The 26,192-nt window shown below is 72.5% G+C and carries 31 protein-coding genes; 17 read left to right on the top strand and 14 right to left on the bottom strand.

Going from position 1 to position 26,192, the window contains the following annotated elements:
• Positions 1 to 2: 2 nt before the first annotated feature.
• Positions 3 to 779 carry a class I SAM-dependent methyltransferase gene (locus tag ACN27C_RS24400; RefSeq protein ID WP_422748378.1) on the bottom strand — a complete coding sequence of 259 codons (777 nt, stop codon included), beginning with the start codon at positions 777 to 779 and terminating at the stop codon, positions 3 to 5.
• 234 nt (positions 780 to 1,013) lie between these two features.
• On the opposite strand from ACN27C_RS24400, the gene ACN27C_RS24395 reads away from it, so the two are divergent.
• On the top strand, positions 1,014 to 1,979 hold the full coding sequence (locus tag ACN27C_RS24395) for a TerC family protein (protein ID WP_422748377.1): 966 nt from the start codon (positions 1,014 to 1,016) through the stop codon (positions 1,977 to 1,979).
• A 35-nt stretch (positions 1,980 to 2,014) separates the two neighbouring features.
• On the top strand, positions 2,015 to 2,872 hold the full coding sequence (locus ACN27C_RS24390; protein ID WP_120573780.1) for an MBL fold metallo-hydrolase: 858 nt from the start codon (positions 2,015 to 2,017) through the stop codon (positions 2,870 to 2,872).
• A gap of 26 nt (positions 2,873 to 2,898) precedes the next feature.
• Here the strand turns inward: ACN27C_RS24390 and ACN27C_RS24385 are convergent, their stop codons facing one another.
• A complete protein-coding gene (locus ACN27C_RS24385; protein WP_422748375.1) occupies positions 2,899 to 3,558 on the bottom strand; it encodes a hypothetical protein in 660 nt (219 codons plus the stop codon).
• A gap of 319 nt (positions 3,559 to 3,877) precedes the next feature.
• Between ACN27C_RS24385 and ACN27C_RS24380 the strand changes: the two genes are divergently transcribed.
• Positions 3,878 to 4,339: a tetratricopeptide repeat protein gene (locus ACN27C_RS24380; protein ID WP_194802540.1), complete on the top strand. Its 462-nt coding sequence runs from the start codon at positions 3,878 to 3,880 to the stop codon at positions 4,337 to 4,339.
• A gap of 15 nt (positions 4,340 to 4,354) precedes the next feature.
• Here the strand turns inward: ACN27C_RS24380 and ACN27C_RS24375 are convergent, their stop codons facing one another.
• Positions 4,355 to 4,948, bottom strand: a complete 594-nt coding sequence (locus ACN27C_RS24375) for a TetR/AcrR family transcriptional regulator (RefSeq protein WP_194802541.1) — start codon at positions 4,946 to 4,948, stop codon at positions 4,355 to 4,357.
• Between the two features lie 127 nt (positions 4,949 to 5,075).
• Between ACN27C_RS24375 and ACN27C_RS24370 the strand changes: the two genes are divergently transcribed.
• The gene (locus ACN27C_RS24370) at positions 5,076 to 6,263 is read left to right on the top strand and encodes a macrolide family glycosyltransferase (RefSeq protein WP_422751668.1); all 1,188 of its coding nucleotides are present in this window, start codon (positions 5,076 to 5,078) and stop codon (positions 6,261 to 6,263) included.
• A gap of 43 nt (positions 6,264 to 6,306) precedes the next feature.
• On the opposite strand, the gene ACN27C_RS24365 is transcribed toward ACN27C_RS24370, so the two are convergent.
• Positions 6,307 to 6,843 (bottom strand): DUF1062 domain-containing protein, encoded by a 537-nt coding sequence (locus ACN27C_RS24365; RefSeq protein WP_281601074.1) that lies wholly within the window; start codon positions 6,841 to 6,843, stop codon positions 6,307 to 6,309.
• Between the two features lie 333 nt (positions 6,844 to 7,176).
• On the opposite strand from ACN27C_RS24365, the gene ACN27C_RS24360 reads away from it, so the two are divergent.
• Together ACN27C_RS24360 and ACN27C_RS24355 are read left to right on the top strand one after the other, a co-directional pair.
• A complete protein-coding gene (locus ACN27C_RS24360; RefSeq protein ID WP_422748371.1) occupies positions 7,177 to 7,785 on the top strand; it encodes a TetR family transcriptional regulator in 609 nt (202 codons plus the stop codon).
• Between the two features lie 51 nt (positions 7,786 to 7,836).
• Positions 7,837 to 9,405, top strand: a complete 1,569-nt coding sequence (locus ACN27C_RS24355) for an MDR family MFS transporter (RefSeq protein ID WP_194802545.1) — start codon at positions 7,837 to 7,839, stop codon at positions 9,403 to 9,405.
• 67 nt (positions 9,406 to 9,472) lie between these two features.
• Here the strand turns inward: ACN27C_RS24355 and ACN27C_RS24350 are convergent, their stop codons facing one another.
• The 3 genes from ACN27C_RS24350 to ACN27C_RS24340 all read right to left on the bottom strand — a co-directional run bounded on the left by ACN27C_RS24350 (position 9,473) and on the right by ACN27C_RS24340 (position 12,290).
• Positions 9,473 to 9,781 (bottom strand): hypothetical protein, encoded by a 309-nt coding sequence (locus ACN27C_RS24350; protein ID WP_194802546.1) that lies wholly within the window; start codon positions 9,779 to 9,781, stop codon positions 9,473 to 9,475.
• A gap of 135 nt (positions 9,782 to 9,916) precedes the next feature.
• The gene (locus ACN27C_RS24345) at positions 9,917 to 10,735 is read right to left on the bottom strand and encodes a TIGR04222 domain-containing membrane protein (protein ID WP_194802547.1); all 819 of its coding nucleotides are present in this window, start codon (positions 10,733 to 10,735) and stop codon (positions 9,917 to 9,919) included.
• A 13-nt stretch (positions 10,736 to 10,748) separates the two neighbouring features.
• Positions 10,749 to 12,290: an ArnT family glycosyltransferase gene (locus ACN27C_RS24340; protein ID WP_422748367.1), complete on the bottom strand. Its 1,542-nt coding sequence runs from the start codon at positions 12,288 to 12,290 to the stop codon at positions 10,749 to 10,751.
• 108 nt (positions 12,291 to 12,398) lie between these two features.
• Between ACN27C_RS24340 and ACN27C_RS24335 the strand changes: the two genes are divergently transcribed.
• The 6 genes from ACN27C_RS24335 to ACN27C_RS24310 all read left to right on the top strand — a co-directional run bounded on the left by ACN27C_RS24335 (position 12,399) and on the right by ACN27C_RS24310 (position 16,307).
• Positions 12,399 to 12,887 carry a GNAT family N-acetyltransferase gene (locus ACN27C_RS24335; RefSeq protein WP_120569909.1) on the top strand — a complete coding sequence of 163 codons (489 nt, stop codon included), beginning with the start codon at positions 12,399 to 12,401 and terminating at the stop codon, positions 12,885 to 12,887.
• Positions 12,888 to 12,954: 67 nt separating this feature from the next.
• Positions 12,955 to 13,509 (top strand): isochorismatase family protein, encoded by a 555-nt coding sequence (locus ACN27C_RS24330; protein ID WP_422748365.1) that lies wholly within the window; start codon positions 12,955 to 12,957, stop codon positions 13,507 to 13,509.
• Positions 13,510 to 13,659: 150 nt separating this feature from the next.
• Positions 13,660 to 14,187: a DUF2087 domain-containing protein gene (locus ACN27C_RS24325; protein ID WP_422748364.1), complete on the top strand. Its 528-nt coding sequence runs from the start codon at positions 13,660 to 13,662 to the stop codon at positions 14,185 to 14,187.
• A complete protein-coding gene (locus tag ACN27C_RS24320) occupies positions 14,184 to 14,693 on the top strand; it encodes a GNAT family N-acetyltransferase (RefSeq protein WP_422748363.1) in 510 nt (169 codons plus the stop codon). The genes ACN27C_RS24325 and ACN27C_RS24320 overlap by 4 nt, the downstream gene beginning before the upstream one ends.
• Positions 14,694 to 14,767: 74 nt before the next feature.
• Positions 14,768 to 15,202, top strand: coding sequence for an Hsp20/alpha crystallin family protein (locus tag ACN27C_RS24315; protein WP_121683763.1), 435 nt, complete (start codon positions 14,768 to 14,770; stop codon positions 15,200 to 15,202).
• 115 nt (positions 15,203 to 15,317) lie between these two features.
• Positions 15,318 to 16,307, top strand: a complete 990-nt coding sequence (locus ACN27C_RS24310) for a tyrosine-type recombinase/integrase (protein ID WP_357236592.1) — start codon at positions 15,318 to 15,320, stop codon at positions 16,305 to 16,307.
• A 55-nt stretch (positions 16,308 to 16,362) separates the two neighbouring features.
• Here ACN27C_RS24310 and ACN27C_RS24305 read toward each other — a convergent pair whose 3' ends face one another.
• Entirely contained in the window at positions 16,363 to 16,734 is a 372-nt protein-coding gene (locus ACN27C_RS24305; RefSeq protein ID WP_120569904.1) for a VOC family protein, read from the bottom strand.
• Positions 16,735 to 16,833: 99 nt separating this feature from the next.
• On the opposite strand from ACN27C_RS24305, the gene ACN27C_RS24300 reads away from it, so the two are divergent.
• Positions 16,834 to 17,292, top strand: coding sequence for a hypothetical protein (locus ACN27C_RS24300; RefSeq protein ID WP_120569903.1), 459 nt, complete (start codon positions 16,834 to 16,836; stop codon positions 17,290 to 17,292).
• A 3-nt stretch (positions 17,293 to 17,295) separates the two neighbouring features.
• On the opposite strand, the gene ACN27C_RS24295 is transcribed toward ACN27C_RS24300, so the two are convergent.
• The 3 genes from ACN27C_RS24295 to ACN27C_RS24285 all read right to left on the bottom strand — a co-directional run bounded on the left by ACN27C_RS24295 (position 17,296) and on the right by ACN27C_RS24285 (position 20,260).
• Positions 17,296 to 17,982 carry a thymidine kinase gene (locus tag ACN27C_RS24295; protein ID WP_374669042.1) on the bottom strand — a complete coding sequence of 229 codons (687 nt, stop codon included), beginning with the start codon at positions 17,980 to 17,982 and terminating at the stop codon, positions 17,296 to 17,298.
• Positions 17,983 to 18,080: 98 nt separating this feature from the next.
• Positions 18,081 to 19,472: an MFS transporter gene (locus ACN27C_RS24290; protein ID WP_422748359.1), complete on the bottom strand. Its 1,392-nt coding sequence runs from the start codon at positions 19,470 to 19,472 to the stop codon at positions 18,081 to 18,083.
• A 20-nt stretch (positions 19,473 to 19,492) separates the two neighbouring features.
• Positions 19,493 to 20,260 (bottom strand): glycerophosphodiester phosphodiesterase family protein, encoded by a 768-nt coding sequence (locus tag ACN27C_RS24285; protein ID WP_120569900.1) that lies wholly within the window; start codon positions 20,258 to 20,260, stop codon positions 19,493 to 19,495.
• Positions 20,261 to 20,348: 88 nt separating this feature from the next.
• Between ACN27C_RS24285 and ACN27C_RS24280 the strand changes: the two genes are divergently transcribed.
• Both ACN27C_RS24280 and ACN27C_RS24275 read left to right on the top strand, forming a co-directional pair.
• A complete protein-coding gene (locus ACN27C_RS24280; RefSeq protein WP_233585525.1) occupies positions 20,349 to 20,798 on the top strand; it encodes a helix-turn-helix domain-containing protein in 450 nt (149 codons plus the stop codon).
• A complete protein-coding gene (locus ACN27C_RS24275; protein ID WP_252453289.1) occupies positions 20,791 to 21,159 on the top strand; it encodes a DUF4180 domain-containing protein in 369 nt (122 codons plus the stop codon). Before ACN27C_RS24280 ends, ACN27C_RS24275 begins: the two co-directional genes overlap by 8 nt.
• Positions 21,160 to 21,310: 151 nt before the next feature.
• On the opposite strand, the gene ACN27C_RS24270 is transcribed toward ACN27C_RS24275, so the two are convergent.
• On the bottom strand, positions 21,311 to 21,958 hold the full coding sequence (locus ACN27C_RS24270; RefSeq protein ID WP_422748356.1) for a flavodoxin family protein: 648 nt from the start codon (positions 21,956 to 21,958) through the stop codon (positions 21,311 to 21,313).
• 62 nt (positions 21,959 to 22,020) lie between these two features.
• Positions 22,021 to 22,788 carry a lysophospholipid acyltransferase family protein gene (locus tag ACN27C_RS24265; RefSeq protein ID WP_121684272.1) on the bottom strand — a complete coding sequence of 256 codons (768 nt, stop codon included), beginning with the start codon at positions 22,786 to 22,788 and terminating at the stop codon, positions 22,021 to 22,023.
• 195 nt (positions 22,789 to 22,983) lie between these two features.
• Here ACN27C_RS24265 and ACN27C_RS24260 point away from each other — a divergent pair, with 195 nt between their 5' ends.
• The gene (locus ACN27C_RS24260; protein WP_252453295.1) at positions 22,984 to 24,396 is read left to right on the top strand and encodes a cytochrome ubiquinol oxidase subunit I; all 1,413 of its coding nucleotides are present in this window, start codon (positions 22,984 to 22,986) and stop codon (positions 24,394 to 24,396) included.
• Between the two features lie 17 nt (positions 24,397 to 24,413).
• Complete coding sequence (cydB, locus tag ACN27C_RS24255; protein ID WP_121684271.1) at positions 24,414 to 25,412, top strand: cytochrome d ubiquinol oxidase subunit II; 999 nt, start codon at positions 24,414 to 24,416, stop codon at positions 25,410 to 25,412.
• A gap of 71 nt (positions 25,413 to 25,483) precedes the next feature.
• Here the strand turns inward: cydB and ACN27C_RS24250 are convergent, their stop codons facing one another.
• Complete coding sequence (locus ACN27C_RS24250; protein WP_422748353.1) at positions 25,484 to 26,173, bottom strand: hypothetical protein; 690 nt, start codon at positions 26,171 to 26,173, stop codon at positions 25,484 to 25,486.
• Positions 26,174 to 26,192: the final 19 nt, after the last annotated feature.

The following is a 26,192-nucleotide window of genomic DNA, read 5'->3' as shown; positions in this document are numbered from 1 at the left end:
CCTCACAACCGGCGTAGGCGCAGCACGCAGGTCAGCATCGGAAGCGTGAACTCACCGTCGGCCGTCTCCGGCCGGCTCGCCAGGTACGCGCGGATGCGGTCGAGGGTCTCCGTGCGTTCCTGTTCCGGCATGACCAGCATCCCGGCCCGGGTGGCGAGCGTCGCCACGAGCGAGTCGGCGGTACGGCGCTGCCCGTGCGGGAACTCCGCCTGCTCGGGTGAACCGAACCGGGCCTCGCCCGTCTTCGGCAGGTGCATGCCGGCCGTGGCGGCGCGCCAGCTCGCGGGCGTGTCCCGGGGACCGATGGCGGCGCTGCCACTGACCGCCGCGAGCCCTGCCACCCAGTCGACCCGGTCGTCCACCACGTTCCACAGTCCGGCCAGGACACCGCCGGGGGAGAGGACGCGGGCGATCTCCGGCCCGGCCACCGCCATGTCGAACCAGTGCATGGCGTTGCCGGCGACCACCGCGTCGACGGAGGCGTCCGGCACCGGGATCGCCTCCGCGCTGCCGGACAGCGCCCGTACGTCCGGCAGGGTGCGGCGCAGTTCGGCGAGCATCGCCGGGTCCGGCTCGACCGCGGTCACGTCGCCGCTCACCTCGACCAGCGTGGCGGTGAGCTTGCCGGTGCCCGCGCCGAGGTCGAGCACCCGCGCGCCGGGGGCGGGTTCGAGCACCCACCGCAGGGCGGCTCGCGCATAGTCCGGGCGGTGTTCGGCGTACGCGGTCGCCGCCGCGCCGAACGACGAGGAGTGCCGGCGTCGTGCGTCTTCGTCCATCCGGTCACCCTATCGACGGCCCGGCTCCCTTGACGTACGAACGGTGCTTCGTGAATACTGGATCGTAGTTCGAGGGGGAGTACCCGACGATCCACGCACCGCCGTCAGTACGGGCCCGGCCCATCCGGCTCCCGGCGATGCAGTCACCGTCAGAGGTGGCCCGGGGAGACCTTCGTCCAGCAGCGCCGGCGCACCTCGCGTGGGCCGGCCCGGGCGAGAGGTCTTCCCGTCGTCATGTCGGTGTCCTGGTGGATCTGGGCCGTGCTCATGCTCGCGATCGCGGCGATGCTCGCCGTCGACCTGTTCCTGCACCGCGACAACCACGTCGTCGGCTTCCGTGAGGCAGCGGCCTGGTCCGGCATCTGGATCGCCGCCGGCCTGCTCTTCGGCGCCGTCCTCTGGGCCTGGCAGGGCGGTGACGTCGCCGGCACCTACTACGCCGGCTACCTGATCGAGAAGGCGCTGTCGATCGACAACGTCTTCGTCTTCGCGCTGATCTTCACCTACTTCGCCGTGCCCGCCGCGTTCCAGCACAAGGTGCTGTTCTGGGGTGTCATCGGCGCCCTGGCCTTCCGGCTGGTCTTCATCTTCGTCGGCGCCGAGCTGCTCGAGACGTTCTTCTGGACCGCGTACGTCTTCGGCGCGTTCCTCGTCTGGACCGGCTACAAGATGGCGTTCCGCCACGATCAGCAGACCCCGCCGGACCGCAACCCCGTCGTCCGGCTGGTCCGCAGGGTCGTTCCGACCGACCCGGCCTTCCACGGTGACAGGTTCTTCGCCCGGGTCGACGGCAGACGGGTCGCGACGCTGCTGTTCGTGGTCCTGATCGCGGTCGAGGCCACCGATCTGATCTTCGCCATCGACAGCGTCGCCGCGATCCTGGCCATCACCACCAGCACGTTCATCGTCTGGACCGCCAACGCCTTCGCCGTCCTCGGCCTGCGCAGCCTCTACTTCTGCCTCGCCGGGCTGCTACGCCGCTTCGTGCACCTGCACTACGGTCTGGCCGTCCTGCTCGCCTTCGCCGGCGTGAAGTTGATCCTCTCGGAGACGCCGGTCGGCAAGCTGCCCATCCCGGTCACCCTCGGCGTGATCGTGGTGACGATCGCGGTGTCGATCGGGTGGAGCCTGCGCAGCACCACTCCGGACACCGAAGCACGTGGCGCCGACGCCGGCTCCTCGCCGGGCACGGCGCGCTGATGATCAGCGGCTCGTCGGCGCACTACCATCCGTCCATGGGCTCCAGCGGGGCATCCGTCGAAGCCACCTTCTTCGGCACCACGACCGTCCACCTGTCCGACGGGACGTCGGGAATCCTGATCGACGGCTTCCTGAGCAGGCCGTCCCTGCTCCGGGTCGCGCTCGGCCGCGTCGCCCCCGACCTCGGGCGGATCAACCGCGCCCTGACCCGGGCCGGTGTGACAGATCTCGACGCGCTCTTCGTGGCCCATTCCCACTACGACCACGCCATGGACGCCCCCGAGATCGTCAAGCTGCTCGGCGGACGACTGTTCGGCTCCGAGTCGACTCTTCACGTGGGGCGCGGCTCGGGCCTCGGCGAGGAGTCGATGACGCGGATCGCCGACGGCGACGAGCACACGATCGGCGCGTTCACCGTGCGCGTGCTCGCCGGCGCCCACAGCCCCGGCAACAGGTTCCCGGGCACGATCGAGCAGCCGCTCGTTCCGCCGGTCAGGGCGAGCAGTTACCGCGACGGCGGATGCTTCTCCTTCTTCATCACCCACCCGGGCGGCTCGCTGCTGATCCATCCGAGCGCCAACTTCGTCCCGGGCAGGTTCGACGGGCTCGACGCCGACGTCCTGTATCTCGCCGTCGGCGCCCTGGGGGTGCAGCCGCAGCAGTTCCAGAGCGACTACTGGCGGCACGTGGTGGAGGCGACGCGTCCGGACCTGATCGTGCCGATCCACTGGGACGACTTCTTCGTCTCGCTGGACCGCAGGCTGCGCCCGCTGCCGGCCGTCTTCGACAGGTTCGCCGTGACGAAGGCGTTTCTCGACCGCAAGAGCGCAGAGAGCGGCATCCCGGTGCGGTTCCCCGAGCCGTTCGAGATGATCAGGCCGTTCGCGCGCTAGGACAGGGTCCGGAGCACGTGCCGGTCTCAGCGGAACCGGTCGACGGTGACAGGGATCATCCCCTGCCGGCGCATCTGCGTCGTCAGACCGCGCAGCAGCACACCGACCGCCTCGTCGCGATCCCCGAGAAGATCGCAGGTCACGTCCAGACCCCAGGCCGCACCCGCAGCGACCCTGCGCAGATCCCAGCGAAAGGCGTCGCCCGAGACCTGACGGCGCACCGGGCCCAGCGTGCGCACCCGGGGATCCGCCAGGTCGCCGGTGATCGGCATCTGCCAGGCCTCACTGAGCGCCGCAAGTCCGTCCGGGCTCAAGTCGCCGGCGAACAGGATCCGGTAGACGCGCGTCTCGCGGAACCCCGGCCGGGGCTCGGAACCACCCAACCGCAAGGGGGACGGTGGCTGAGACGGAGGGGCACCGAAGCACTCCCGCAGAGCGTCCTCGTCCGGCAGGTCCGCACCGCAGAGGTCCCGATAGAGCGTCGCTGCCGCGGAGCGGCCGACGGGGGTCACTCGCTTGCGCAACACAGGGTCCACGCGTAGGCGCCGGCTGGTGGCCGACGCCTCGTACCAGCGCCCCTCCGGCTGGCTCCAGCCACCGCTCGCCAGTCCGACGGAGGAGTGGTCCGCCGCGAACAGGAACTCCTCAGCCAGCAGCCCTTCCAGCGCGCCGGCAGCGTCGTACACCAGGTAGTAGTGCAGTGCGGGAGGTGAGCCCGCTGCCTGTCGCGTGCGAGAAGGCGTCGTCATGCGTTGATTTTCGAGCCGGGCGGGACGCGCCGCCTTCCGGCGCGCCGAGGGCTCTGCCGACGCGGAAGAGAACCTCCCCCAAGTCCGCCGCTGTTATGGTCAATTATCGGATTACCGGTAACAGCAATCATCTAATCCATGCGGTCAAAAAGGACAAACCGATGGCGCACCATAATGACAGTTATGTGCGCGCGGGTTCAGGAGGCCGCTGTCGGCGTACGATCAGGCCACCGCAGCCGACCCCAGAAAGCAGGCGATGGTGTTCGACGCGACGCTGACCCGGATCAACGACGGCGTGCAGATGCACCACCAGCACGGCCGACGGGAGGACGCCCGCGACCTGTTCGCCCGGATCTGGGACGAGATCGGCGGGGAACAGGGCGACCCCCTGCACGTCTGCGTCCTCGCCCACGCGATGGCCGACGTGCAGGACGACGCACGTCAGGAGCTTGCCTGGGACCGGCGGGCGCTCGCGGCGGCCGACCTGCTCACCGATGCCCGGGTCGCACAGGCCGGGGTGCCGATGTCGGTCGCCGGGCTGTACCCGTCGCTGCATCTGAACCTGGCGGAGTGCCACCGCAAGCTCGGCGAACTCGACCAGGCCCGGGACCACCTCCAGCGGGCCCGGGAGGGGATCGGCGCGCTCGGCGACGACGGCTACGGAAAGCTGATAAGGGCTGGACTCGATCGGCTGTCGCAGGAACTGGCCGCCGGATAGGCCGCAGACGACTGGCTAGCCGCTGGTGCGCGCTGACGGGGTGACGGCGGCGACGACCAGGTCGACGATGCCGTCGGCGTAGTCGTCGGTCAGTGGGCCGTTGCGCAGCAGCCAGCGGTGGTAGAGCGGGCCGAACAGCAACTCCACCACCTGGTCCAGGGCGGCGTCGGGGCGCACCTGGCCGGCCTCGCGGGCGGCCTCCAGGCGGGCGCGGACCGCGTTCAGCTGGGGACGGAGCAGCCGGTCGCGCGCCTGGCCGCCCAGGTCCTCGTCGGCGAGTGTCTCGATGGTGACGGCGCGGGTGGTGGCGGACAGCCGTGGATCGGCGAACTCGGCGACGGTGGCCCGGAGCACCTGGCGCAGATCGGCCCGCAGGTCACCGGTGTCGGGAAGGGTGATGACCTCCGGCATGTCGTCGGCGAGCGCGTCCAGGATGACCGCGCCCTTGCCGCGCCACCAGCGGTAGATGGTCTGCTTGCCGACCCCGGCACGGGCGGCGATCGCCTCGACGGTCAGGGCCTGGTAGCCGGTCTCGGTCAGCAGCTCCAGCGCGGCGGCGAGGATCGCGCGGCGGGACTGCTCGTTGCGGCGGGTGGGCTGCGGGGTCACAGCGAGAGCCTACAACGAGACGAGACGTATCGTCTTGACGGCCACGTCGAGCTGTGCTCTGCTTTGGCAAGCGAGACGGGACGTCTCGTCTCAACAGAGATCAGGAGATCACGTGCCGCACATCGCAATGGTCAGCATTCCGTTCCACGGCCACGTCAACCCGAGCCTGGAGATCATCAGTACCCTCGTGCGGCGCGGTCACCGGGTCACCTACGCCAACGATCCCGCCTTCGCCGAGGTCATCCGCGCCACCGGCGCCGAGTTGAAGCCGTACACGTCGACGCTGCCCGCCGACGGCGGCGCCGGCATCGACGACCCGATCGCGCAGCTCACGCCCTTCCTCGACGATGCGATCGCCATGCTGCCGCAGCTGCGGGCCGCCTACGCCGACGACCGGCCGGACCTGTTCCTCTACGACATCGCCGGCGCGCCGGCCCGGCTGCTCGGCGAACAGTGGGGGATCCCGGCCGTCCAGCTCTCCTCGACGTTCGTCGCCTGGGACGGCTACGAACAGGAGATGGCGCCCGCCGTGGAGGCGATGCGGGCCGATCCGCGCGGCGCCGACTACTACCGGCGGTTCACTGAATGGCTGACCGCCGAGGGTTCCTCGGTCACCGACAGCATGGCGTTCCAGGGGCGGCCGGTGCGCAGTCTCGTCCTGCCACCGGAGGCGCTCCAGCCGAACGCCGACCGGGTGGACCGGTCGGTCTACAGCTTCGTCGGCCCGGTGCTGGGCGACCGCTCCGGCCAGGGTTCCTGGGTACGACCGGAGCGCGCCGAGAAGGTCCTGCTCGTCTCGCTCGGCTCTGCCTTCACCCGGCAGCCCGAGTTCTACCGCCGCTGTGTCGCCGCGTTCGGTGACCTGCCCGGCTGGCACACCGTTCTCCAGATCGGCAAGCACGTCGAACCCGCCGAACTCGGTCCCGTCCCGGACAGCGTCGAGGTGCACCGGTGGGTGCCGCAGCTGGCCGTACTGGAGCAGGCGGACGCCTTCGTCACCCACGCCGGCATGGGCGGCAGCAGCGAGGGTCTCTACTGCGGGACGCCGATGATCGCCGTACCGCAGGCGGCCGACCAGTTCGCGAACGCCGAGCAGCTGGCCGCGCTCGGCGTCGCCCGGGTCGCCGACTCGGCCGGCGTCACCGCCGCGGAACTGCGCGAGACGCTGCTCGCCCTCACCTCGGACCCCGCCGTGGCCGCCCGCAGCGCGGAACTCAAGCGGCAGGCCCGCGCCGCCGGCGGCGCCGACCGGGCCGCCGACCTGATCGAAGCCGAACTCGCCGCGGTACGGGGCGGCGCCGCGAGCGGCGGGTGAGGCGTGGTCGCGGCGGCACCCGGCCGCCGCGACCACGCCCCGGTCAGTCCTCCGCCAGCACCGTGAAGGTGAAGGCGGAGCTCGTCGGACGCTTCAGCGGAATGTCGCACTTGACCCGGCGCAGCACCTCGGACCGGGTGAGCCCGAACCGGCGGGCGATGAGCCGGTCCGGGCGTACCGGCACCGGGTCGGCGAAGGTGACGTCCACCTGGACGGGCCACCGGTCCAGCGGCACCGTGGGCGCATCGAGCGTCCACGCGTCCGTCCAGTCCAGGGTGAAGCGGCAGCGCCGGGCGAACGCCGGATCCAGCAGTGTGGCAGCCACCAGGGCGGGGTCGTTGAGCTGGTGGCCGTGCAGCTCGGTGGGATCGAACGAACTGACGGTCGCCCGCTCCCGGACGGTGAGCTTGACGGTGCGGTCGCAGGACACGCACCGGACGAGCAGCCACACGTCCAGCAGCTTGCCGTTGGCGTTGACGCGGAACCGGCCCTTGGCGGCGGTGGCCGACTCGGCCCGGCAGACGGCGCAGCGCAGCGACAGCAGCGGAAGGCGGGTCCGGCGCACGACCCAGGGCAGCACGATATGCGGTTGGGATGACATGGAGACCTGATCTCTGAAGACCTGACGCGAGGCCGATTACGCGCGGCCTCGGACGCTGTGGCCGGGCGCGCGAGGGCAGCCCGGGGAGCCGGCGCGCAACGGCCGGCTACAGGCGTGGGGAACGTGTCAGGTTCTAGAGAGCAGGAGGGGTCACGCGAAATCGTCCTTCTTCGCTGCGGCAGGAGTGCGGGAAACGTACGGGACGTCCGGAACCGCTCTCAACCCGTTTTCCGGCGCCGCTGCCATGGGGCGCCCGTCACTTCACTCACTAAAAGTTTGCACTGTCTGCAAGATCACTCGTAGAGTCGGCGCGTGACCCCGGATCAGGGCCGCCCCGGCCTGCGTGACCGCAAGAAGCGCCAGACCCGCGCCGCCCTCAGCGCCGCCGCGCTGCGCCTGGTCGCCGAACGCGGCCTGGACCAGGTGACGGTGGAGGAGATCAGCGAGGCCGCCGACGTGTCGGCCCGCACCTTCTTCAACTACTTCCCCAGCAAGGACGAGGCGCTGCTCGGCGACCAGCCGACCGACCGCGAGGTGCTTGCCGCCCGCATCGTCGCCGCCCCGCCGGAGCTGTCCGCGTTCGACGCGCTGCGGCAGGCCTTCGACGACGTGGTCGAGGCCATCGAGGCAGATCGGGACGTGTGGCTGCTGCGCCTGCGGGTGATCGCGGCGAACCCGTCGCTTCTTCCGCGCCTGATCAGCGGCAACGCCGAGACCGAGCAGGTGATCGTCGCGGCGGTGGCCACCCGGCTGGGGCTCGGCCCGTGCCACGGCCACCCGACGCTCGTCACCACAGTCGCCGGCGCGGTCTTCCGCACGGCCCTCATGCAGTGGGTCGAGCGACCCGGCACGGCGACGCTGCGCGAACTGACCGCCGAGGCGTTCGCCGCCGTCGCCGCCGGCCTGCCCGACCCGTACTGACCCCTCCCGCCCGCGCACGGCCGCTCGCCTGCGCACACGACAAGGAGTTCGATGACCACCGCCACTGTTCCGCCCGCCGAGACGGGTACGCGGATGTCACGCCGGGAGGTCCTCCAGGCGTTGTCCGGCCTGATGGTCGGCATGTTCGTGGCGATCCTCGCCTCGACGGTGGTGGCGAACGCGCTGCCCCGGATCATCGCCGACCTCGACGGCAGTCAGACCGTCTACACCTGGATCGTCACCAGCGAGCTGCTGGCGATGACCGCGACGGTGCCGCTGTGGGGCAAGATGGCCGACCTCTACAGCAAGAAGCTGCTGATCCAGTTGTCTCTCGGCCTGTTCGTGGTCGGCTCGCTGGTCGCCGGCTTCACCCCGAACGTCGAGGTGCTGCTGTTCAGCCGGGTCATCCAGGGCATTGGCGCGGGCGGCATGACCGCGCTCGCCACGATCGTCATGGCGGCCATGATTCCGCCGCGTGAGCTGGGCCGGTACGCCGGAATCTTCGGCGCCGTCTTCGGTGTCGGCACCATCGCCGGCCCGCTGATCGGTGGCGTCCTGGTCGACACGTCCTGGCTCGGGTGGCGCTGGTGCTTCCTGATCGGCGTGCCGTTCAGCCTGCTGTCCATCGCGCTGCTGCAGAAGACGCTGCACCTGCCTGTGGTACGCCGCAAGGTCCGCATCGACTGGCTCGGCGCCCTGCTGATCACCTCGGGCGTGTCCACGCTGCTGATCTGGTCGTCGCTGGCCGGCAACAAGTTCGACTGGGCGTCCGGCTGGACCGCGCTGCTGGTCGGCGGCGGGCTGGCGCTGCTCGCGCTCGCCGTGTTCGTCGAGTCCCGCACCGAGGAGCCGATCATCCCGCTCGGCATCTTCCGCAACCGCACCGTCAGCCTCACCACGATCGCGAGCATCCTCGTGGGCGTGGCGATGTTCGGCGGCACCGTCTTCCTGTCGCAGTACTTCCAGACCTCGCTCGGCAAGTCGCCGACGGCGGCCGGCCTGATGAGCCTGCCGATGGTCCTCGGCCTGCTGGTCTCCTCGACGGTGGCCGGCCAGCTGATCACCAAGTACGGCCGATGGAAGATGTTCCTGGTCGCCGGCGCCGCGGTGATGACGGTCGGCATGCTGCTGCTGAGCACCATCGACGCGAACACGAGCGTGCCGATGCTGTCGGTGTACATGGCGGTGCTGGGTGTCGGCGTCGGCATGCTCCTGCAGAACCTGGTGCTGGCCGCGCAGAACGACGTACCGGCCGCGGAACTCGGCGCGGCCACCTCGGTGCTGACGTTCTTCCGCAGCATGGGCGGCGCGGTCGGCGTGAGCGCGCTCGGCGCGGTCCTGGCGAACCGGGTGACCTCGCTGACCGTCGAGCGGCTGGGCCCGATCGCGACCGGCGGCGGATCGGCCGAGGTGCCGGACCTGTCCGCCCTGCCGGAACCGGTGCTGCGGATCGTGCAGGACGTCTACGGCATCGCCACGTCGGAGATGTTCCTCATCGGCGCGCCGTTCGCGCTGCTCGCCCTGATCGTCGTGCTGTTCATCAAGGAGAAGCCGCTGAACACGCTCAGCGGAGACGAGCGCCGGGCCCGCGAGGAGGCGGCAGCAGCCGGCATGCACTGACCGCGTCCGGTCGAGCGTGACGGGCCGCCCCCGGGAGCACCGGGGGCGGCCCCTTTCTCCCGTACGGTCAGCGTTCGGTGCGGTCGTTGATCTCGGTGCCGGACTCGCCGGGCATGGCGCCGATCGCCTCCTCGGCGGCCCGGCCGCCGGTGCTCTCGTCGCCCTGCGTCAGCGAGCTGCGGGGCAGCCCGGCCAGGTGCGCCGGGTCCTCGATCGGCTGGGGCGGCCACTGGTCCTGCGTACCGTTCGTCACCCCGGCGCGGCGTAGCGCCTCGACCAGTTGGTCCGGCGACAGGCGGTCGACCTCCTGTATGCCGGCCCCGCGCGCAATCGCCTGCAGTGTCTTCAGGTCTTCGCTCACGAATGTCTCGGCCATGCCCGAGCCTTCCCGGCCCCCAAGACAAGGAAACCGGCGGGCCTGCCCCGTCCGGGTCGATCATGAAGTTGTACCGGACAAACCGGGGCGCCGGACACCGTCAACCTCATGATCGACGCGAAATGGGGGGTTCGGTCAGCGGCGGGCGGGTTTGCGGTCGGGGCGAGGACGGTCCCGTTCCGGGTCGACGCCCACCTGCACGGCGAACGCCGGGTCCACCGCGAGCAGGGGACGGGGGCCGAACAGGGCCATTCCGGTGAGCAGCGTGTCGGTGTCCCGGCCCTGCCAGACCGGGCGGCGCTCGGGGTCGAGGTCGGCGTGCTCGCGGCGCAGCCGTCGCAGCAGCGCGCGGGCGGCGGCGCCGGTCTCCGGCACCTCGGTCAGCCACCAGCCACCGAGCGCGGTGGCCAGGCAGCACAACAGCAGCCCGGCGACCGACGCCGGACCGCCCGCCGAGCGCCCCTCGACAGCGCTGTCCACGAGCCGGGTCAAACCGACCGCGGCGACCGCGAACAACGGCACCGTGCCCAGCGCGATCCGCCGCCGCTGCCCGGGGGTGAGCAGCCAGCCGTCGCGGACCAGCCGCCCGACCGTACGGCGCAGCGCCCGGCCCACCGCCGGGTCGGCGAGCACCGCCGCCCAGGTCTGCGGGCGGCGCAGCGCGGAGTGCAGGGCGCGCACCAGCGCGGGCGAGCCGGCCGGGGGCGGTCCCTGCGCGTGCAGGGTGGCGAGTTCGCCGACGTCGACCCCGCCTGCGCGGCGCAGCGCGGCCACCCCGACCTGGCAGGCCAGCAGCGCCCGGTCGGTCAGGTACGCCAGCTCGACCCGGTCGGGTGTCGCACCGCGGGTACGGCGGCCGGTCAGTTCGCGTACCGCCACGGCGATCACGACTGCCACGGCGACCGCGCCGAGGTAGTCGAGGAGGAAGATCGGCCCGCTGACTCCCCAGAGCATGGCGGCAATTATCTCAGGAGCCGTGGCGTACCTCGGTGTCCCAGATCTGTGACCACGGACGCCGCAGGCCCCGGGCGAGGAAGATCGGCTCGCCGTTCTCGTCGTTGTCGACGTCGACCCGCTGGTCGACCCGGCCCGCCTCGGTGACCTCGGTGAACCAGGCACGCAACGGCTCCGGCCGGGACCAGCCGACGACGATCACCACGTCGGCGTCGTCGGGCGGCCGGCCGAACGTGGCCATGCTGTTGTGCCCGGAGTACGCGCGGGGCAGTCCCCGGGCCGGCCCGTACCGGGCCAGCGCGCCGGCCTCGCCGTAGTTGCCGGTCAGCACCACCGCCCGGTCGCGCTCGGCCGGCGGCAGCGCGCGGTGCACGGCGGCCACCGAGTCGGCGAACTCGGGCCAGCCAATGGTCTCGCCCGCGTCGTAGTTGGCCGCGACCACGAACCCGGGCAGCCGGTCGGCCGGCAGCGTGGGCAGCAGCAGCACCGCGCTGCTCGCGGCCATCAGCACGGCGGCGGTGACCAGCAGCGCCTGCCGGGCCCGGGCCGCACCACGCCGCGCCCACTCGACGGCCGGCACCACCCCGGCGGCGGTGAGCACCAGCAGCAGCGGCGCGTCGTAGTAGCCCTTGCCGCCGGCCACCACCACGATCGCGACCACCGCCAGCCACGCCCAGGCCAGCGACCGGTACGCCGCCCAGGACGGCCGGCGCAGCAGCGCGACCAGCCCGGCGACCCACACCGGAACCGCGAACGGGCTGATGATCAGGAACTGGAGCACCACCGCGTCGATCCGGCCGCTGTAGGAGCTGTCGCCGCCGGCGATCGACGCGGCGACGTCGAGCTGCGGGAAGCCGTGCGCTGCCTGCCACGCCGCGTACGGCACGGCGAGCAGCAGGGCGACGCCCGCTCCCGCGAGCACCCACCGGTCGCACAGCAGCCGGCGCGGCCCGGCGATCAGCACACCGGCGACCAGGCCCACGCCGAGCAGGGCGGGCAGCGGCTTGTTGAGCAGGCCGGTGCCGAGCGCGAGCCCGGCACCGAGCGCCCACCGGGTGTCGCCGGTGCGCAGCATCCGTACCACGCAGAGCGCGGCGGCCAGCCACACCAGCAGGTCGACGCTCGTGGTGCTGAGCAGGTGGCCCCCGGCCAGGACGATGCCCGAGGCGGCGGCGAGCACCGCCGCCGCCGTCTGGGCGGCGCGGCCGGCGCCGAACTGCCGGGCGATCGCGGCGACCAGGACCACCGCCGCGCCGCCGATGAACGCCGACGGGGTACGCAGCACCACCAGGTTGCCCGGCGCGATCGTGTCGGCCAGCCGCGCCAGCGCCGGCACGAGCGGCCCCTGGTCGACGTAGCCCCAGTCGAGGTGCCGCCCGCACAGCAGGAAGTACAGCTCGTCGCGGTGGTAGCCGTAGCGGCCGGCGAGCGACAGCAGCACCGCGGTGAGGACCGCGCCGACCGCCAGGGGCACTGCGGTACGCGGACCGGCGGGCGGCGGGCCACCGGGCGCGGCGGCCTCGCTCCGATCGACGTCGGCGACTGATTCGGCCACCTGTCCATGATGGCCCCGGCCGGTGGTCCGCCGATGCCCCGCCGCCCTCGGCCGGGTGGACGGAAACCGGTGGCCGGACGGCCGGGGCGGCGGCTAGCGTGCGCGCCGATGCTGATTCGTGACTACACCGACGCCGACTGGGACCAGGTCGGGCCGATCCTCGCCGACGTCGTCACCGCCGCCGACACCTTCCCGTACGACCCGGACTGGCCGCCGGAGACGTTGCGGGAGGTGTGGGTGGAGCGCCCGCCGGGGCGTACCTCGGTCGCGGTGGACCACGACGGCGCGGTGCGCGGCACCGCGAAGATGGGCCCGAACCGGCCCGGGCCGGGGTCGCACGTGGCGACGGCCAGTTTCATGGTCGCGGCGCACGCCCGCGGCCGGGGTGTGGGCCGGGCGCTGTGCGAGGAGGCGCTGGACTGGGCCCGCCGGCACGGTTTCGCCGCGATGCAGTTCAACGCCGTGGTGGAGACCAACACGGCGGCCGTGGAGCTGTACCGGCGGCTCGGCTTCAGCGTGATCGGCACCGTGCCGGAGTCGTTCGCGCACCCGGCGCGGGGACGGGTGGGGCTGCACGTCATGCACCGGCGGCTGTGAGCGCGAACCGGAACTGTCGGGGGCCGGGGCTAGGTTGACCTGGACCGTCACCACCCGAGGAGCCGCCATGACCACGCTCACCGACCGCCCGCGCACCGCGCTGCTCGTCATCGACGTGCAGAACGGCGTGGTGCGCGGCGCCCACGACCGCGACCGGGTCGTCGCCACCATCGCCGGCCTGGTCGACCGGGCCCGCGCCGCCGACGTTCCGGTGGTGTGGGTGCAGCACCGCAGCGACGACCTGCCGGCCGACAGCGAGCAGTGGCGGATCGTGCCCGAGTTGACGCCACGCGACGACGAGCCGCTGGTGCACAAGGCCTACGGCGACTCCTTCGAGGACACCGACCTGGAGCCGGTGCTCGCCACCGCGCGGGTGGGCCGGCTGGTCGTGACCGGCGCGCAGACCGACGCGTGCGTCAGCTCGACGCTGCACGGCGCGTTCACCCGCGGCTACGACGCCACGCTCGTCGCCGACGCGCACACCACCGAGGACCTGTCCGCCTACGGCGCGCCGCCGCCCGCGCAGGTGATCGCCCACACCAACCTCTACTGGCGGTTCCAGACCGCGCCGGGGCGCACCGCAGGCACCGTCGACGCCGCCGACGTGGACTTCGCCGCCTGACCCGCCTCACCTGCGGGCTCGCCGGTCGGCGTTGCTCGGCGTCGGAGCCCGCGCAGGCCGGCGCCGTGAACCGCACGGCCGTCGGCGCGGGCCGGGTGCGGCACGAAAACGCCTGGCCGGATCCGGCGGGTTGCTGACAGGCTGCCCGCCATGACCGCTCATGCCCTCGCCGGGGCGCTCGCCGACGAGCGCCGCCGGACCGTGTTCGCCGCGATCGTGCTCGGCGCCCGGGACGTGCCGGCCGTGGTGGCCCGCACCGGCCTGCCCGCCCGCGACGCCGCAGTGGCCGTCCGCCGCCTCACCGACGCCGGGGTGCTCGCCGACGACGAGGGCGGGCTGCGGGTCGACGCCGAGCGGCTGCGCGAGTTCGCCCGCGCCGGTGCGGCGTCCCCGGCGGTCCCGGCCGCGAACCCGCGCGAGGCGATCCTGCGCACGTTCCTGCGCGACGGCGCGCTGACCCGGCTGCCCGCGCAGCGAGGGCGCCGCCGGGTGCTGCTGGAACACATCACCGAACGCAGCTTCGAACCCGGGCGGCGCTACCCGGAGCGGGAGGTGAACGACGCGCTGCGCCGATGGTGCGAGGGCGGCGAGGCAGACCACGTGACGCTGCGCCGCTACCTGATCGACGACATGCTGCTCACCCGCGAGCAGGGCGTCTACTGGCGGACCGGCCCGTGACCGGCTGGAGCACGCGGGCCGCGCGCCCGGACGAACCGGACGCGACGCTGATGTTGCGCGAGTACATGGCGGAGATGGTGCGCCGCTGGTACGGCCGTCCGGAGCGGCCCGGTGAGGTGGACGCCGCGCTCACCGAGGACCCGAGCGACGACCTGGCCCCGCCGACCGGGCTGCTGGTGCTGGCCCGCCGCGACGGCCGGCTCGCCGGGTGCGCCGGGCTCAGGTGGCAGCCGGGCTGGGCCGAACTGACCCGGGTGTACGTGCGCCCGGAGCACCGGGGCGCCGGGGGCGGGGCGGCGCTGATCACGGCGATCGAGGCGTACGCGGCCGGCGGCGGGGCGACGCGGATCCGGCTGGACACCCGCTCCGACCTGGTCGAGGCGCGTGCCCTGTACGCCCGGCACGGCTACCGGGAGATCCCCGCCTTCAGCAGCGGTCCGTACGCGCAGCACTGGTTCGAGAAGGCGCTCGCGGGCCGGGTTGACGACGCGGCGGAGGCGCGCTAAAACAGAACCAGGAACTTGAGTCACCCGGACTCAACTTGAGACCTTGGGCCAGGAGAACCGAGGAGGCAAGAGCCATGTTGATGCGTACCGACCCGTTCCGCGAGATCGACCGGATCGCCGAGCAGTTCTTCGGCACCACCGCCCGGCCCGCCGTGATGCACCTGGACGCGTACCGCGACGGTGACCACTTCTACGCGGCGTTCGACCTGCCCGGCGTGGACCCGGACAGCATCGACTGCACCGTCGAGCGCAACGTGCTGACCGTCCGCGCCGAGCGCCGCCGTCCCACCGGTGAGAACGTCGAGCTGGTCGCCGCCGAGCGTCCGATGGGCACGTTCACCCGGCAGCTGTTCCTGGGCGACACGCTCGACACCGACCGGCTGGAGGCCGGCTACGACAACGGGGTGCTGACGCTGCGCATCCCGATCGCTGAGCGCGCCAAGCCGCGCCGGATCACCGTGAGCACGCCCGCCGAGGGCAACGGCCGGCGTCAGCTCACCACCGCCTGAGCACGTCACACCGACACGCGGGGGAGGCCGGGCCACCGGCCGACCCCGCTTCGTCGTACCGGCGGATCAGCGCGCCTCGTCGCCAAACCCCCCGCCGGCTGAGAACCTTTCTCACATGCTTCGCCCCGAGGTGCTGCCCCGCGCCCGCCCCGCCGCCCTGCCCGCCGGCCCGGCCGACGTCACCGAGGCGTGGCTGCGCAACCGGCGGCTGTCCGAGCACACCCGCGACGCGTACCGCCGCGACGTCACCGGCTGGCTGACCTGGTGCGCCGAGCACGCCGTCGACCCGCTGCGGGCCACCTTCCTCGACGTCAACACCTACGGCCGCGAACTGGAGTCCACACCCCGCGGCCGCGCCGGCCGCCCGCTCACCCCGGCCACCGTCGCGCGCCGGCTGTCCGCGCTGTCGAGCTGGTACGACTTCCTCGTCAAGCTGGGCGCGGTGCCCGCCAACCCGGTGTCGGCGGCGGACCGGCCGCGCGTCGACCGGGACCACTCCGCCACCGTCGGCCTCACCCCCGACGAGGTCGACGCGCTGATCGCCGCCGCCGAGGCCGACACCGGCCCGGCCGCCGCCCGCAACCAGGCCGCCGTCGCGCTGCTGGCCGACCTGGGGCTGCGGGTCGGGGAACTGGTCGCGCTCGACGTGTCCGACCTGGGCACGGAACGCGGTCACCGCAGCGTCCGCTTCGTCGGCAAGGGCGGCAAGGTACGCCGGCGCGCGCTCACCCCAGGCACCGCGTACGCGGTCGACGCCTACCTGGCCGCCCGGGCCGCCGCGCAGGGTGTCACCGTGCCGGAGCTGACCGGTCCACTGCTGATCACCGCCACCGGCGGCCGGATGGACCGGCACGCCGTGTTCCGGCTGGTGCGCCGCCTCGCGCAGCGGGCCGGGATCGCCGCGTGGGCGAAGTTGTCGCCGCACTCGCTGCGCCACGCGTTCGCCACCACGGCGCGCTCGGAGGGGGTGCCGCTGGAGGACGTACAGGACGCGATGGGGCACGCCGATCCGCGTACCACCCGCCGCTACGACCGGGACCGGCACAACCTGGACCGCGATCCGGCGTACGCGATCTGGGCGGCCCGGGCCCGCCGCCGCGGCTGACCGCCACCAGCCGCGCAGCGGGCCGCGGAGCACTGCGGCCCGCTGCGCTGACCGGTCAGCCCTGCGGGCGGGGGCAGAGGCAGAACGGCTGCCCGATCGGGTCGATCAGCACGGTCCACCGCTCGCCGCCGGGCTGGAACTCGGGCCGGGTCGCGCCGGCCGCCACCAGGTCCTTCTCCGCGACCGCCACGTCGTCGACGTAGAGGTCGAGGTGGTAACGCTTGTCGCCGCTCTCGTCCGGCCATGCCGGCGGCGTGTACCCGGGCACCAGGCCGAACCCGATCGCCGGACCGTCCTTGACGATCATGGCGTACTCGGCCTCGCTGTGGGTTATCTCCCACCCCAGCGCCTTGGCGTAGAAGGCGGCGTGCGCGGCCGGGTCGGAGCTGTCGATACTGATCATGGCGATGTCGGCGTGAGCTGTCATGCGGACAGTCTGCCGCCGATGCCCGCCATTTGCTGTCCGGTACGAGCGCGCGTCGCAACCGGCTGCGCGTCACCGTCCGGTTGCCTACCGTCGACAGTGATGGGCAGGCAGCGGGAGTGGCACCACACGGCCCGGCGTCGCCGGCCGCTACGCGCGGGCGTGCTGATCGCCGGTCTCGGCGTGGGCACCTGCCTGATCGGGGTGGCCGGGCTGGCGGCGTGGAACGCGCAGGTGGTGCTCCAGGCCGACGGGCCCGTGCGGGAGACCGCCGACGGGTTCTTCCGCGACGTCGCGGCCGGCGACACCGACGCGGCGTACGAGCGGCTGTGCGCCGAGGCCCGCGGCAAGTGGAGCCGTACCGGCTTCGGGAGCTGGGTGCGGACCCCGCCCCAGGTGAGCGGCTACGAGATCGTCGACGTGTCGGTGGCGACCCGGTCCGGCAAGCCGACGGGGACGGTGATCGTGCGGATCAACCGCGACGGCGGTGGCAGCGAGGAACGTGAGTTGCCGGTCGTGCCGGAGGGCGGGTCGTGGCGGGTCTGCGGGGATCCCTTCTGAGGCTCAGGCACGCGGGCCGAGGTCGCCCGAGCGGTAGTGGCGCCGGCACAGCACCTGGTAGCGCACGTCGGCGGTGTCCACGGTGTCGCCGATGACGACCTGCGCGCCCTCGCGGACCACCCGGCCGCCGACCACACGGGCGTTGAGCAGCCCTTCCCGGCCGCACCAGCACAGCACCTCGACCTGGATGCGGGCCACCTCGTCGGCCAGCTCGAACAGCCGCTGCGCGGCCGGGAACAGGCAGGAGCGGAAGTCGGTGGCCAGGCCGAAGGCGTAGACGTCGACGTCGAACCGGTCGACCAGCTCGGCCATCTGCTCGATGTGTTCGAGGTTGTAGAACGAGGCCTCGTCGCAGATCAGGTAGTCCACCCGTACCCCCTCGGCCCACGCGTCGCGGACCAGGACGCGCAGGTCGAGGTCGTCGGTGACCTCGACGGCCTCGTGGGCCAGGCCGATGCGGGTGGTGACCTGCGGGCCCAGCGAGCGGTCGATGCGGGTGGTGACCAGGCCGCGGCGGCCCTGCCGGGCGTGGTTGTGGTTCATCTGCAACGCCATGGTGGACTTGCCGCAGTCCATCGGCCCCCAGAAGAACTTGAGCGCGGCGGCGTGCAGCGGCCGGCCGTCGACGCCGCGGGCGGCGGCGCAGCCGGAGGCTCGGTCGTCGCCGGGCCCCGGCAGGGGGCGGGCCAGGCAGGTCGGGGCGGCGTCGTCGGTCACGTCGGGGCAGCCTAGTCCATCGACGCCGCCTGATCCGGCCCGCGATGATCCACAGGTCGGGGCTCCGGGGGTCAGAGCACCCGGGGCGGGGTGTTGCCGGCGGCGATGATGGCCCGGCGCATCGGCACGGCGGCCAGCAGCGCGAAGCCGACCACGAAGAAGATCAGCAGCGACACCAGGCCGACCCGGTACGACGAGGTCAGCTGGAAGACCAGGCCGAACGCCAGCGGGCCGAGCCAGCTCGTGCCCTTGTCGCTGATCTCGTAGAAGCCGTAGTACTCGCCCTCCTTGCCGGCGGGGATGAGCTGGCTGAACAGCGACCGGCTCAGCGCCTGGCTGCCGCCGAGCACCAGGCCGATGCAGCCGCCGAGGATCATGAACGGCACGGGCGCCTCGGCCGGCAGCCGGAACGCGGCGATGATCACACCGGTCCAGAGCACCAGCGACAGCAGCACGGTCTTCCAGGCGCCGATGCGCTTGGCGAGCGCGCCGAGGGCGAGCGCGCCGCCGAAGGCGAGGAACTGCACCAGCAGGATGGTCACGATCAGCGTGCTCTGCTCCAGCCGCAGTTCCTCGGTGCCGTACTGGCTGGCCAGGGTGATGACGGTCTGGATGCCGTCGTTGAAGACCAGGAACGCGAGCAGGAAGTACAGCGTCAGCGGGTACGCCTTGATCTCGCGCAGGGTGCGCCCGAGCTGCCGGAACCCGTCGGTGAGCACGTTGCCGCCCGCCTGCAGGGCCGCGGCGGTGGGGTGTTCGCGCAGCCAGCGCAGCGGGACCAGGGTGAACGCGGCCCACCACACGCCGGCCGACACGATCGACCAGCGGGCCAGGTCCAGCGTGCGCTGGGCGTTGCCCTCCTGGCTGAGCATGGTGACCGCGACCAGGTTCAGCGCGAGCAGCAGACCGCCGCCGAGGTAGCCGATGGCCCAGCCGCGACTGGAGATGCCGTCGCGCTCGTCCGGGCCGCCGAGTTGCGGCAGGAACGAGTTGTAGACGACCACGGCGGCGCCGAAGGAGATGTTCGCGATCAGGAACAGCGCGCCGCCGAGCAGGTAGCGCTCGCCGGTGACGAACGCGAACGCGATGGTCGCGCCGGCGCCGGTGAACGCCGCGCCGGCGAGCAGCCGCTTCTTGTGCGCCGACCGGTCGGCGATCGCGCCGATCACCGGCAGCACGAACACGGTGAGGAAGACCGACAGCGAGATCAGGTACGGGTAGAACGAGCCGGCGGCCACCTTGACGCCCAGCGGGTACACGGCTCCGTCGCAGCTGTCCGCGCCCAGTTCGCAGCCGGCGGCGAGTTCGGTGACGGTGGTCAGGAACGGCCCGAGGAAGACCGTGATGACTGTGGTCTGGAACGCGGAGTTCGCCCAGTCGTAGAAGTACCAGCCGGTGCGCTCGCGGCGGGTGCTGCCCGGTCCGGCGGGGTCGGCGACGGCGGGGGTGACCGTATCGGCCATCGGGGGTCGTCCTCGGGGGCTCAGGCGGCCCAGTGGCCGCGACTGCGATAGACGTCACGGAGCACGCTGACGTGATCGGTCATGATGCCATCCACACCAAGATCAAGTAAGTGGTGCATCTGGGCGGGTTCGTCGATCGTCCAGACGTGCACCTGCAACCCGATCCGGTGGCAGTACGCGAGGAACCGCCGGTCCACCACCGGCACCCGGCCGAAGGAGACCGGCACCTGCGCGGCGACCACGGACGGGGGCAGCCGCAGCGGCCGTCCGTGCAGCGAGGCCAGCCGCAGCCGGGCCACGCCGCGCATGCCGAGGCTGGTGGCGGCCTTCGGCCCGGCCAGTGCCCGCAGCCGTGCCAGCCGGGCGTCGCTGAACGAGGCGAGCAGCACCCGCTCGCCCGCGCCCGCCCGGGTGACAGTGGCGACTGTGGGTTCCACGCCGCCGTCGGACTTCACGTCGATGTTGAACCGCACCTGCGGCCAGGCGCCGAGCACCTCGTCCAGGCGGGGGACCAGCGCGGCGCCGCCGACGCGTACCGAGGACAGGTCGGCCCACCGCAGGTCCGCGATGCGGCCCGGCTCGCCGGTGACCCGGCGCAGCGTCGGGTCGTGAAAGACCACCGGTACCCCGTCGGCGGTGGCGTGCACGTCGGTCTCCACGTACCGGTAGCCGAGGGCGACGGCACGGGCGAACGCGGCGGCGGTGTTCTCGTCGCCGTCGGCCGCGCCGCCGCGGTGGGCGAACGCCAGCGGGGCGGGCGCGTCGAGGTAGCCGTGACGGGGCTGCACGCGGGCAGTATGCCCGGCGTGGGTGGCGCACACATGGCCGGGCGGTGGAATTACCTATCGTTCCCTTAGATAGCTAGGATAGGGTGCGATGAGTAACGACATGTACTCGGTGGAGCAGGTCGCGGACCTGCTCGGCCTGCACGTGCGCACCGTGCGCGGCTACATCCGCTCCGGCCGGCTGCGGGCCACGCGGATCGGCAAGCAGTACCGGATCGCCCGCGCGGACCTGGACGCGCTGACCGGCCGGCCCGCGTCGCCCTCGGCGCCGGGGGCGGAGGTGTCGAGCGTCGTGCGCCTCGACGGCGTCGACCGGGCCGCCGCCGACCGGCTCGGCACGCTGGTGCTGGCCGGTGTGAACACCCACCACGACCCGGACCGTCCGCTGCGCGTGCAGACGGTCCACGACGAGGAGCGGCACCGCATGACCATCGTGATCCTGGGCGACCTGACCGCCACCGCCGACCTGCTGCGCCTGCTCGACGGGGTGCTCGACGGCGGCAACGGCCTGCTCGGCGGCGGGGAGCACGGCCGTGGCTGACCTGATGCAGGAGCGCGCCGGCGTGCCGGTGCTGGTCTGCGACCCGGACGGCCCGCCGATCGCCACCGAACGCGACGCGCTGGACCTGATCGGCGCGGCGTTCCTCGGCGCGACAGTGGTGGCGGTGCCGGCCGACCGGCTCGATCCCGACTTCTTCACGCTCGGCACCCGCTTCGCCGGTGAGGTGATGCAGAAGTTCGTCAACTACCGGCTGCGCCTGGCGATCGTCGGCGACATCTCCGCGCATCTGGAGCGCAGCGGCGCGCTGCGCGCCCTGGTGGCCGAGTCGAACCGGCACGACCAGGTGTGGTTCGTCCCCGACCTGACCGCCCTCGACGACCGCCTGCGCGCCACCCCCTGACCCCCCGCGCCCCGCCCCGCGCTCGCCTCACCTCGTCGATCTTGCGGTTGCGGCCCTCGTCGGGGGCGGTTGGCCGGGTTCGCCCGGGCACCAACTGCAAGATCGACGGCGGTGCGCGCAGGCGGCCAGCGCGGCCGGGGTCGGGGCCGGGTCAGCCGGGCTGAGTGCTGGGGCCGACGCCCGCGTCGCGGGTTCCGGGCGGCGGGTAGGGCCGCTCCGCGAGCAGCCGGGCCAGGTGGGCGCTGTTGAGCGCCAGCGCGGCGGTGGTGCGGCCGGTCGTGTCGGGCTTGGGGCGGGCGTCGACGTAGTCGGTCTTGTGCAGCGCCTCCCCGACCCAGTACGTGGCCCCGGCGGCCGGGCAGGTGAACCCCACCTCGTTGAGCGCCTGCTGCACCTCGGCGATGGTGTGGTGCGCGCCGTCCTCGTTGCCGACCACGGCCACGCCGCCGACCTTGCCGTAGGTGCGCAGGCGGCCCTGCTCGTCGGTCTCGGACAGCTCGGCGTCCAACCGTTCGAGGACCATCTTGGTCACCGACGAGGGCTGACCGAGCCAGATCGGCGTGGCGATGATCAGGATCTGGGCGGCGAGCAGCTTGGCGCGGATGTCGGGCCAGCCGTCGCCGTCGCCCTCGTCGACGGACACCCCGAAGCGCACGTCGTGGTCGACCACCCGGACGATCTCGCCGTCGACACCCTGCTCGGCCAGCGCGTCGAGCACCTCCTGGCCGAGCACCTGTGAACTGGACGTCGCCGGGGAGCGCTTCAGGGTGCAGTTGAGAACGAGTGCTCGAACGGTCATGGCCGGGTCCTCTCCGCGTACGGGATGCGCGGCTTGATACCCGCGACCGGGCCCGGGATGCGTCAGCCGGTACGGCGGCGGTGCGCGCGACTGTCGTCCACCGGGCGGCCGGGGTCGACGTGCCGGGGCCGATCGGGCTCGTCGGGGCGCAGCGGCACGAGATCCTCGGTGATCGCGTCGATGATCCGGTCGGTGGCCTGCCGGGCCGCGCCGGGGGAGTCCGACCGCAGGTCGTCCAGCGGCACCGGGGCGCCGAAGTGCACCCGGATGACGGGCCGGCGGGCGACCGCCCGCGCCACCGCGCCGAGCATTCCCCTGGGCGCCCGGTAGGGCAGCACCTCGTGCGAGCCCCACTGGGCCACCGGTACGACGGCGGCGCCGCTGGCGAACGCGAGCCGGGCCGCGCCGGTCTTGCCCCGCTCGGGCCACATGCCCGGGTCGAGCCCGATGCGTCCCTCCGGGTAGACCAGCACCACCGACCCGCCGGCCACGGCCCGGGCGGCGACCTCCAGCGAGCGGTGCACCGCTGCGGTGCCGCGGTCGACGCGGATGTGCCCGGCGCGGCGCATCAGCGCCCCGATCACCGGGGCGCGGAACAGCCCGCCGGTCGCCATGATCCGGGGCGCGACGCGCCGGACCCGGCAGGCGGCGGCGAGCACCACCGGGTCGAACGGGCTGATGTGGTTCGCGGCCAGGACCAGCGGGCCGTGGCGCAGCGCGTCGGGCACGTCGCCGGTGACCTCCAGCCGGCCGACCAGCCCGACGACCGCGCGGGCGAGCGTCTGCGCGCCCCGCCACAGCAGCGGCGCGCGCCAGGGGGTGCTGTTCATCAGTGCTGGATCGTCGCACGAGCCGGGGCGACCCCGGTGCCCGGCACGGGTGAGCCCGGGACCGCAGGTCCTCCGGCAAGGGTGATCAGGGTCATTGGTCCCGGGCCGGGTGGGGCCCTGCGGCCCTGCTGCTTTCTCTACGACGACGAGTAGTATCTACTACGTCTCGTAGTATGCACAGCTGGGGGTTTTCTGGTGGACGCGTTGGACGTCGCCCGCTGGCAGTTCGGTGTCACCACCGTCTACCACTTCTTGTTCGTGCCGTTGACCATCGGCCTGTCCGTGCTGGTGGCGATCCTCCAGACCATGTGGCACCGCACCGGCAACGAGCGGTACCTCAAACTCACCAAGTTCTACGGCAAGCTCTTCCTGATCAACTTCGCGATGGGTGTGGTCACCGGCATCGTGCAGGAGTTCCAGTTCGGCATGAACTGGAGCGACTACTCCCGCTTCGTCGGCGACATCTTCGGCGCACCGCTGGCCATCGAGGCCCTGGTCGCGTTCTTCCTCGAATCCACCTTCATCGGCCTGTGGATCTTCGGCTGGGACCGGCTGCCCAAGCGCCTGCACCTGGCCGCGATCTGGGCCGCCGCGATCGGCACCAACCTGTCGGCGTACTTCATCCTCGCCGCGAACTCGTTCATGCAGAACCCGGTCGGCTTCCGGATCAACCCGGAGAGCGGCCGCGCCGAGCTGACCGACTTCGTCGCCGTGCTCACCAACAAGGTCGCCCTGGTCACCTTCCCGCACACCCTGGCCGGCGCGTTTCTGGTCGCCGGGTCGCTGATGGTGACCGTCGGCCTGTGGCACGTGATGCGCAACCGCGACAGCGCCGACACCGGCGCGTACCGCTTCGCCACCAAGCTCGGCTCCTGGGTCGTCCTGTTCTCCTCGGCGCTGGTCGTCCTCACCGGCGACATCCAGGGCAAGATCATGACCGACGTGCAGCCGATGAAGATGGCCGCCGCCGAGGGCCTCTACACCACCGAGAGCCCCGCCTCGTTCTCCGTGCTCACGGTCGGCAGCCTCGACGGCAGCCGCGAGCTGTTCGCCATCAAGATCCCGTACCTGCTGTCGTTCCTCGGCACCGGCGACCCCAACGGCACCGTCCAGGGCATCAACGACCTCCAGGCCCAGTACGCCAGCCAGTACGGCCCCGGCAACTACGCCCCGATCATCCCGGTCACCTACTGGAGCTTCCGGTTCATGATCGCCTTCGGGCTGGCCGCCGCCGCGATCGCGCTGCTGGTGCTGTGGAGCCAGCGCAAGGGCCGCACCCCCACCAGCAAGTGGCTGCTGCGCGCCGGCCTGGTCATGCCCGTCCTGCCGCTGCTGGCCAACTCCTTCGGCTGGATCTTCACCGAGATGGGCCGCCAGCCGTGGATCGTCTTCGGCGAGATGCTCACCCGTGACGGCGTGTCCCGCAGCGTCTCCCTGACCGAGGTGCTCACCTCCTTCACCGCGTTCACACTCATCTACGCCGTCCTCGCGGTGGTCGAGTTCAAGCTGCTGGTCCGCTACGCCCGCGCCGGCGTACCGGACGTCACCCCGCAAACCGACGACGACGACACCGACGACGCCGAGCGCCCGCTGGCGTTCGCCTACTGACACCCCGGAGCCCAACCGTGGAACTGACGACCGTCTGGTTTCTCCTCGTAGCAGTGCTCTTCACCGGCTACTTCATCCTCGAAGGCTTCGACTTCGGCGTCGGGATGCTGCTGCCGGTGCTCGGCCGCGACGACCGGCAGCGCCGCGTCCTGATCAACACCATCGGCCCGGTCTGGGACGGCAACGAGGTGTGGCTGATCACCGCCGGCGGCGCCATGTTCGCCGCCTTCCCCGAGTGGTACGCCACCCTGTTCTCCGGCTTCTACCTGCCGCTGCTGCTCATCCTGCTGGCCCTGATCGCCCGCGGCGTCGCCTTCGAGTACCGCCACAAGCGGCCCGAGGCGTCCTGGAAGCGCCGCTGGGACCAGGCCATCTTCTGGGGCTCGGCGATCCCGGCCGTGCTGTGGGGCGTGGCGTTCGCCAACATCTTCCGCGGCGTGCCGCTGGACGCCGACCACGAGTACGTCGGCGGCCTGTTCGACCTGCTCAACCCGTACGCGCTGCTCGGCGGCCTGACCACGCTGGGGCTGTTCCTCACCCACGGCGCGGTGTTCCTGGCGCTGAAGACCACCGGTGACATCCGCGAGCGCGCCGGCGCCCTCGCCGTCAAGCTCGGCGTCGGCACCGCCGTGGCCGCCGTGGCGTTCCTGAGCTGGACGCTGACCATCCGTTCCAGCGCCGCCGCCGTCGTGCTCGCCGTCGGCGCCGCCCTCGCCCTGCTCGGCGGTCTGGCCGCGGCCAGGGTACGCCGGGAGGGCTGGGCGTTCACCGGTACGGCGGTGGCCATCGCGCTGGCCGTGGCGACGCTGTTCGCCGCGCTGTTCCCGAACGTGATGCCGTCCACCCTGGATGCGGCCGGCACGCTGACGGCCACCAACGCCGCGTCCACCCCGTACACCTTGAAGATCATGACCTGGGTCGCAGTGGTGTTCACGCCGATCGTGCTGGCGTACCAGGGTTGGACGTACTGGGTGTTCCGCCGCCGGATCGGGGTACAGAACATTCCGCAACACTGATCGACCTGTGGGCGCAGGGGACGTGGGGCCGGTGCGAGGGGGTCGCACCGGCCCCGCGGGGCGTCACGGGGTCAGCGCGCCTCGCGCAGCTCCGCCAGCCGCGCCTCGATCTCGGCCAGCTCGGCGCGCAGCTTCTCCGCCTGCTGCTCGGCCTCGGCCCGCTCGGCGGCCAGGATCTGCTCCACCGCCTCCTGCACGCCGGGCACGTCGACCAGCGCCACCATCCGCAGCGCCTCGGCCGGCTTCACCACGTACGGCCGGGCCAGTGCCTTCGTGCCCTGCTGCGCGGCCACCGTCCACTCGCCCTCGGCGTAGGCGAGCGTCACGGTCAGCCCCGGCGAGGTCTTCGGCTTGGCGGCCTTCACGGCTCGCTTCGCCGGCTTCGGCTCCGCCGGCGGCTGCTCGGTCTTCGGCTCCTCCCGTCGCGGCGCGGGCACCCGCGGCGTGTCCAGCACGAACGCGGGCTCCGGCGGCGCGGCCGGCGCCTGCTCCGGTTCCGGCTTCGCCTCGGCCGCCGGACGCCGCCCGGCGCCCTTGGGGGCGATCGCCACGTCGGCGGGGGAGAAGGGCAGTTCGTCGCGGCCGAACCGCACCACCACGAACTCCTCCGACGCCGCCGGGTCGGTCAGCTCCACCACCTGCCCGAGCTGCCCGGCCATCTGCCCGGCCGCCTCGGTGAACACCACCCGGGGCTTGCGGCCAGCCGCAAGAGCCTCCCGGATTCCCTGAACCTCGTCAGTGGACAAACCCTGACCCGCCATCACGCCCTCTTCCGTACAC

Origin of the sequence: Micromonospora sp. WMMD1219 (assembly GCF_049315215.1) — a bacterium.
Classification (GTDB): domain Bacteria; phylum Actinomycetota; class Actinomycetes; order Mycobacteriales; family Micromonosporaceae; genus Micromonospora; species Micromonospora tulbaghiae.
This window is presented reverse-complemented; position numbering and strand designations above follow the sequence as displayed.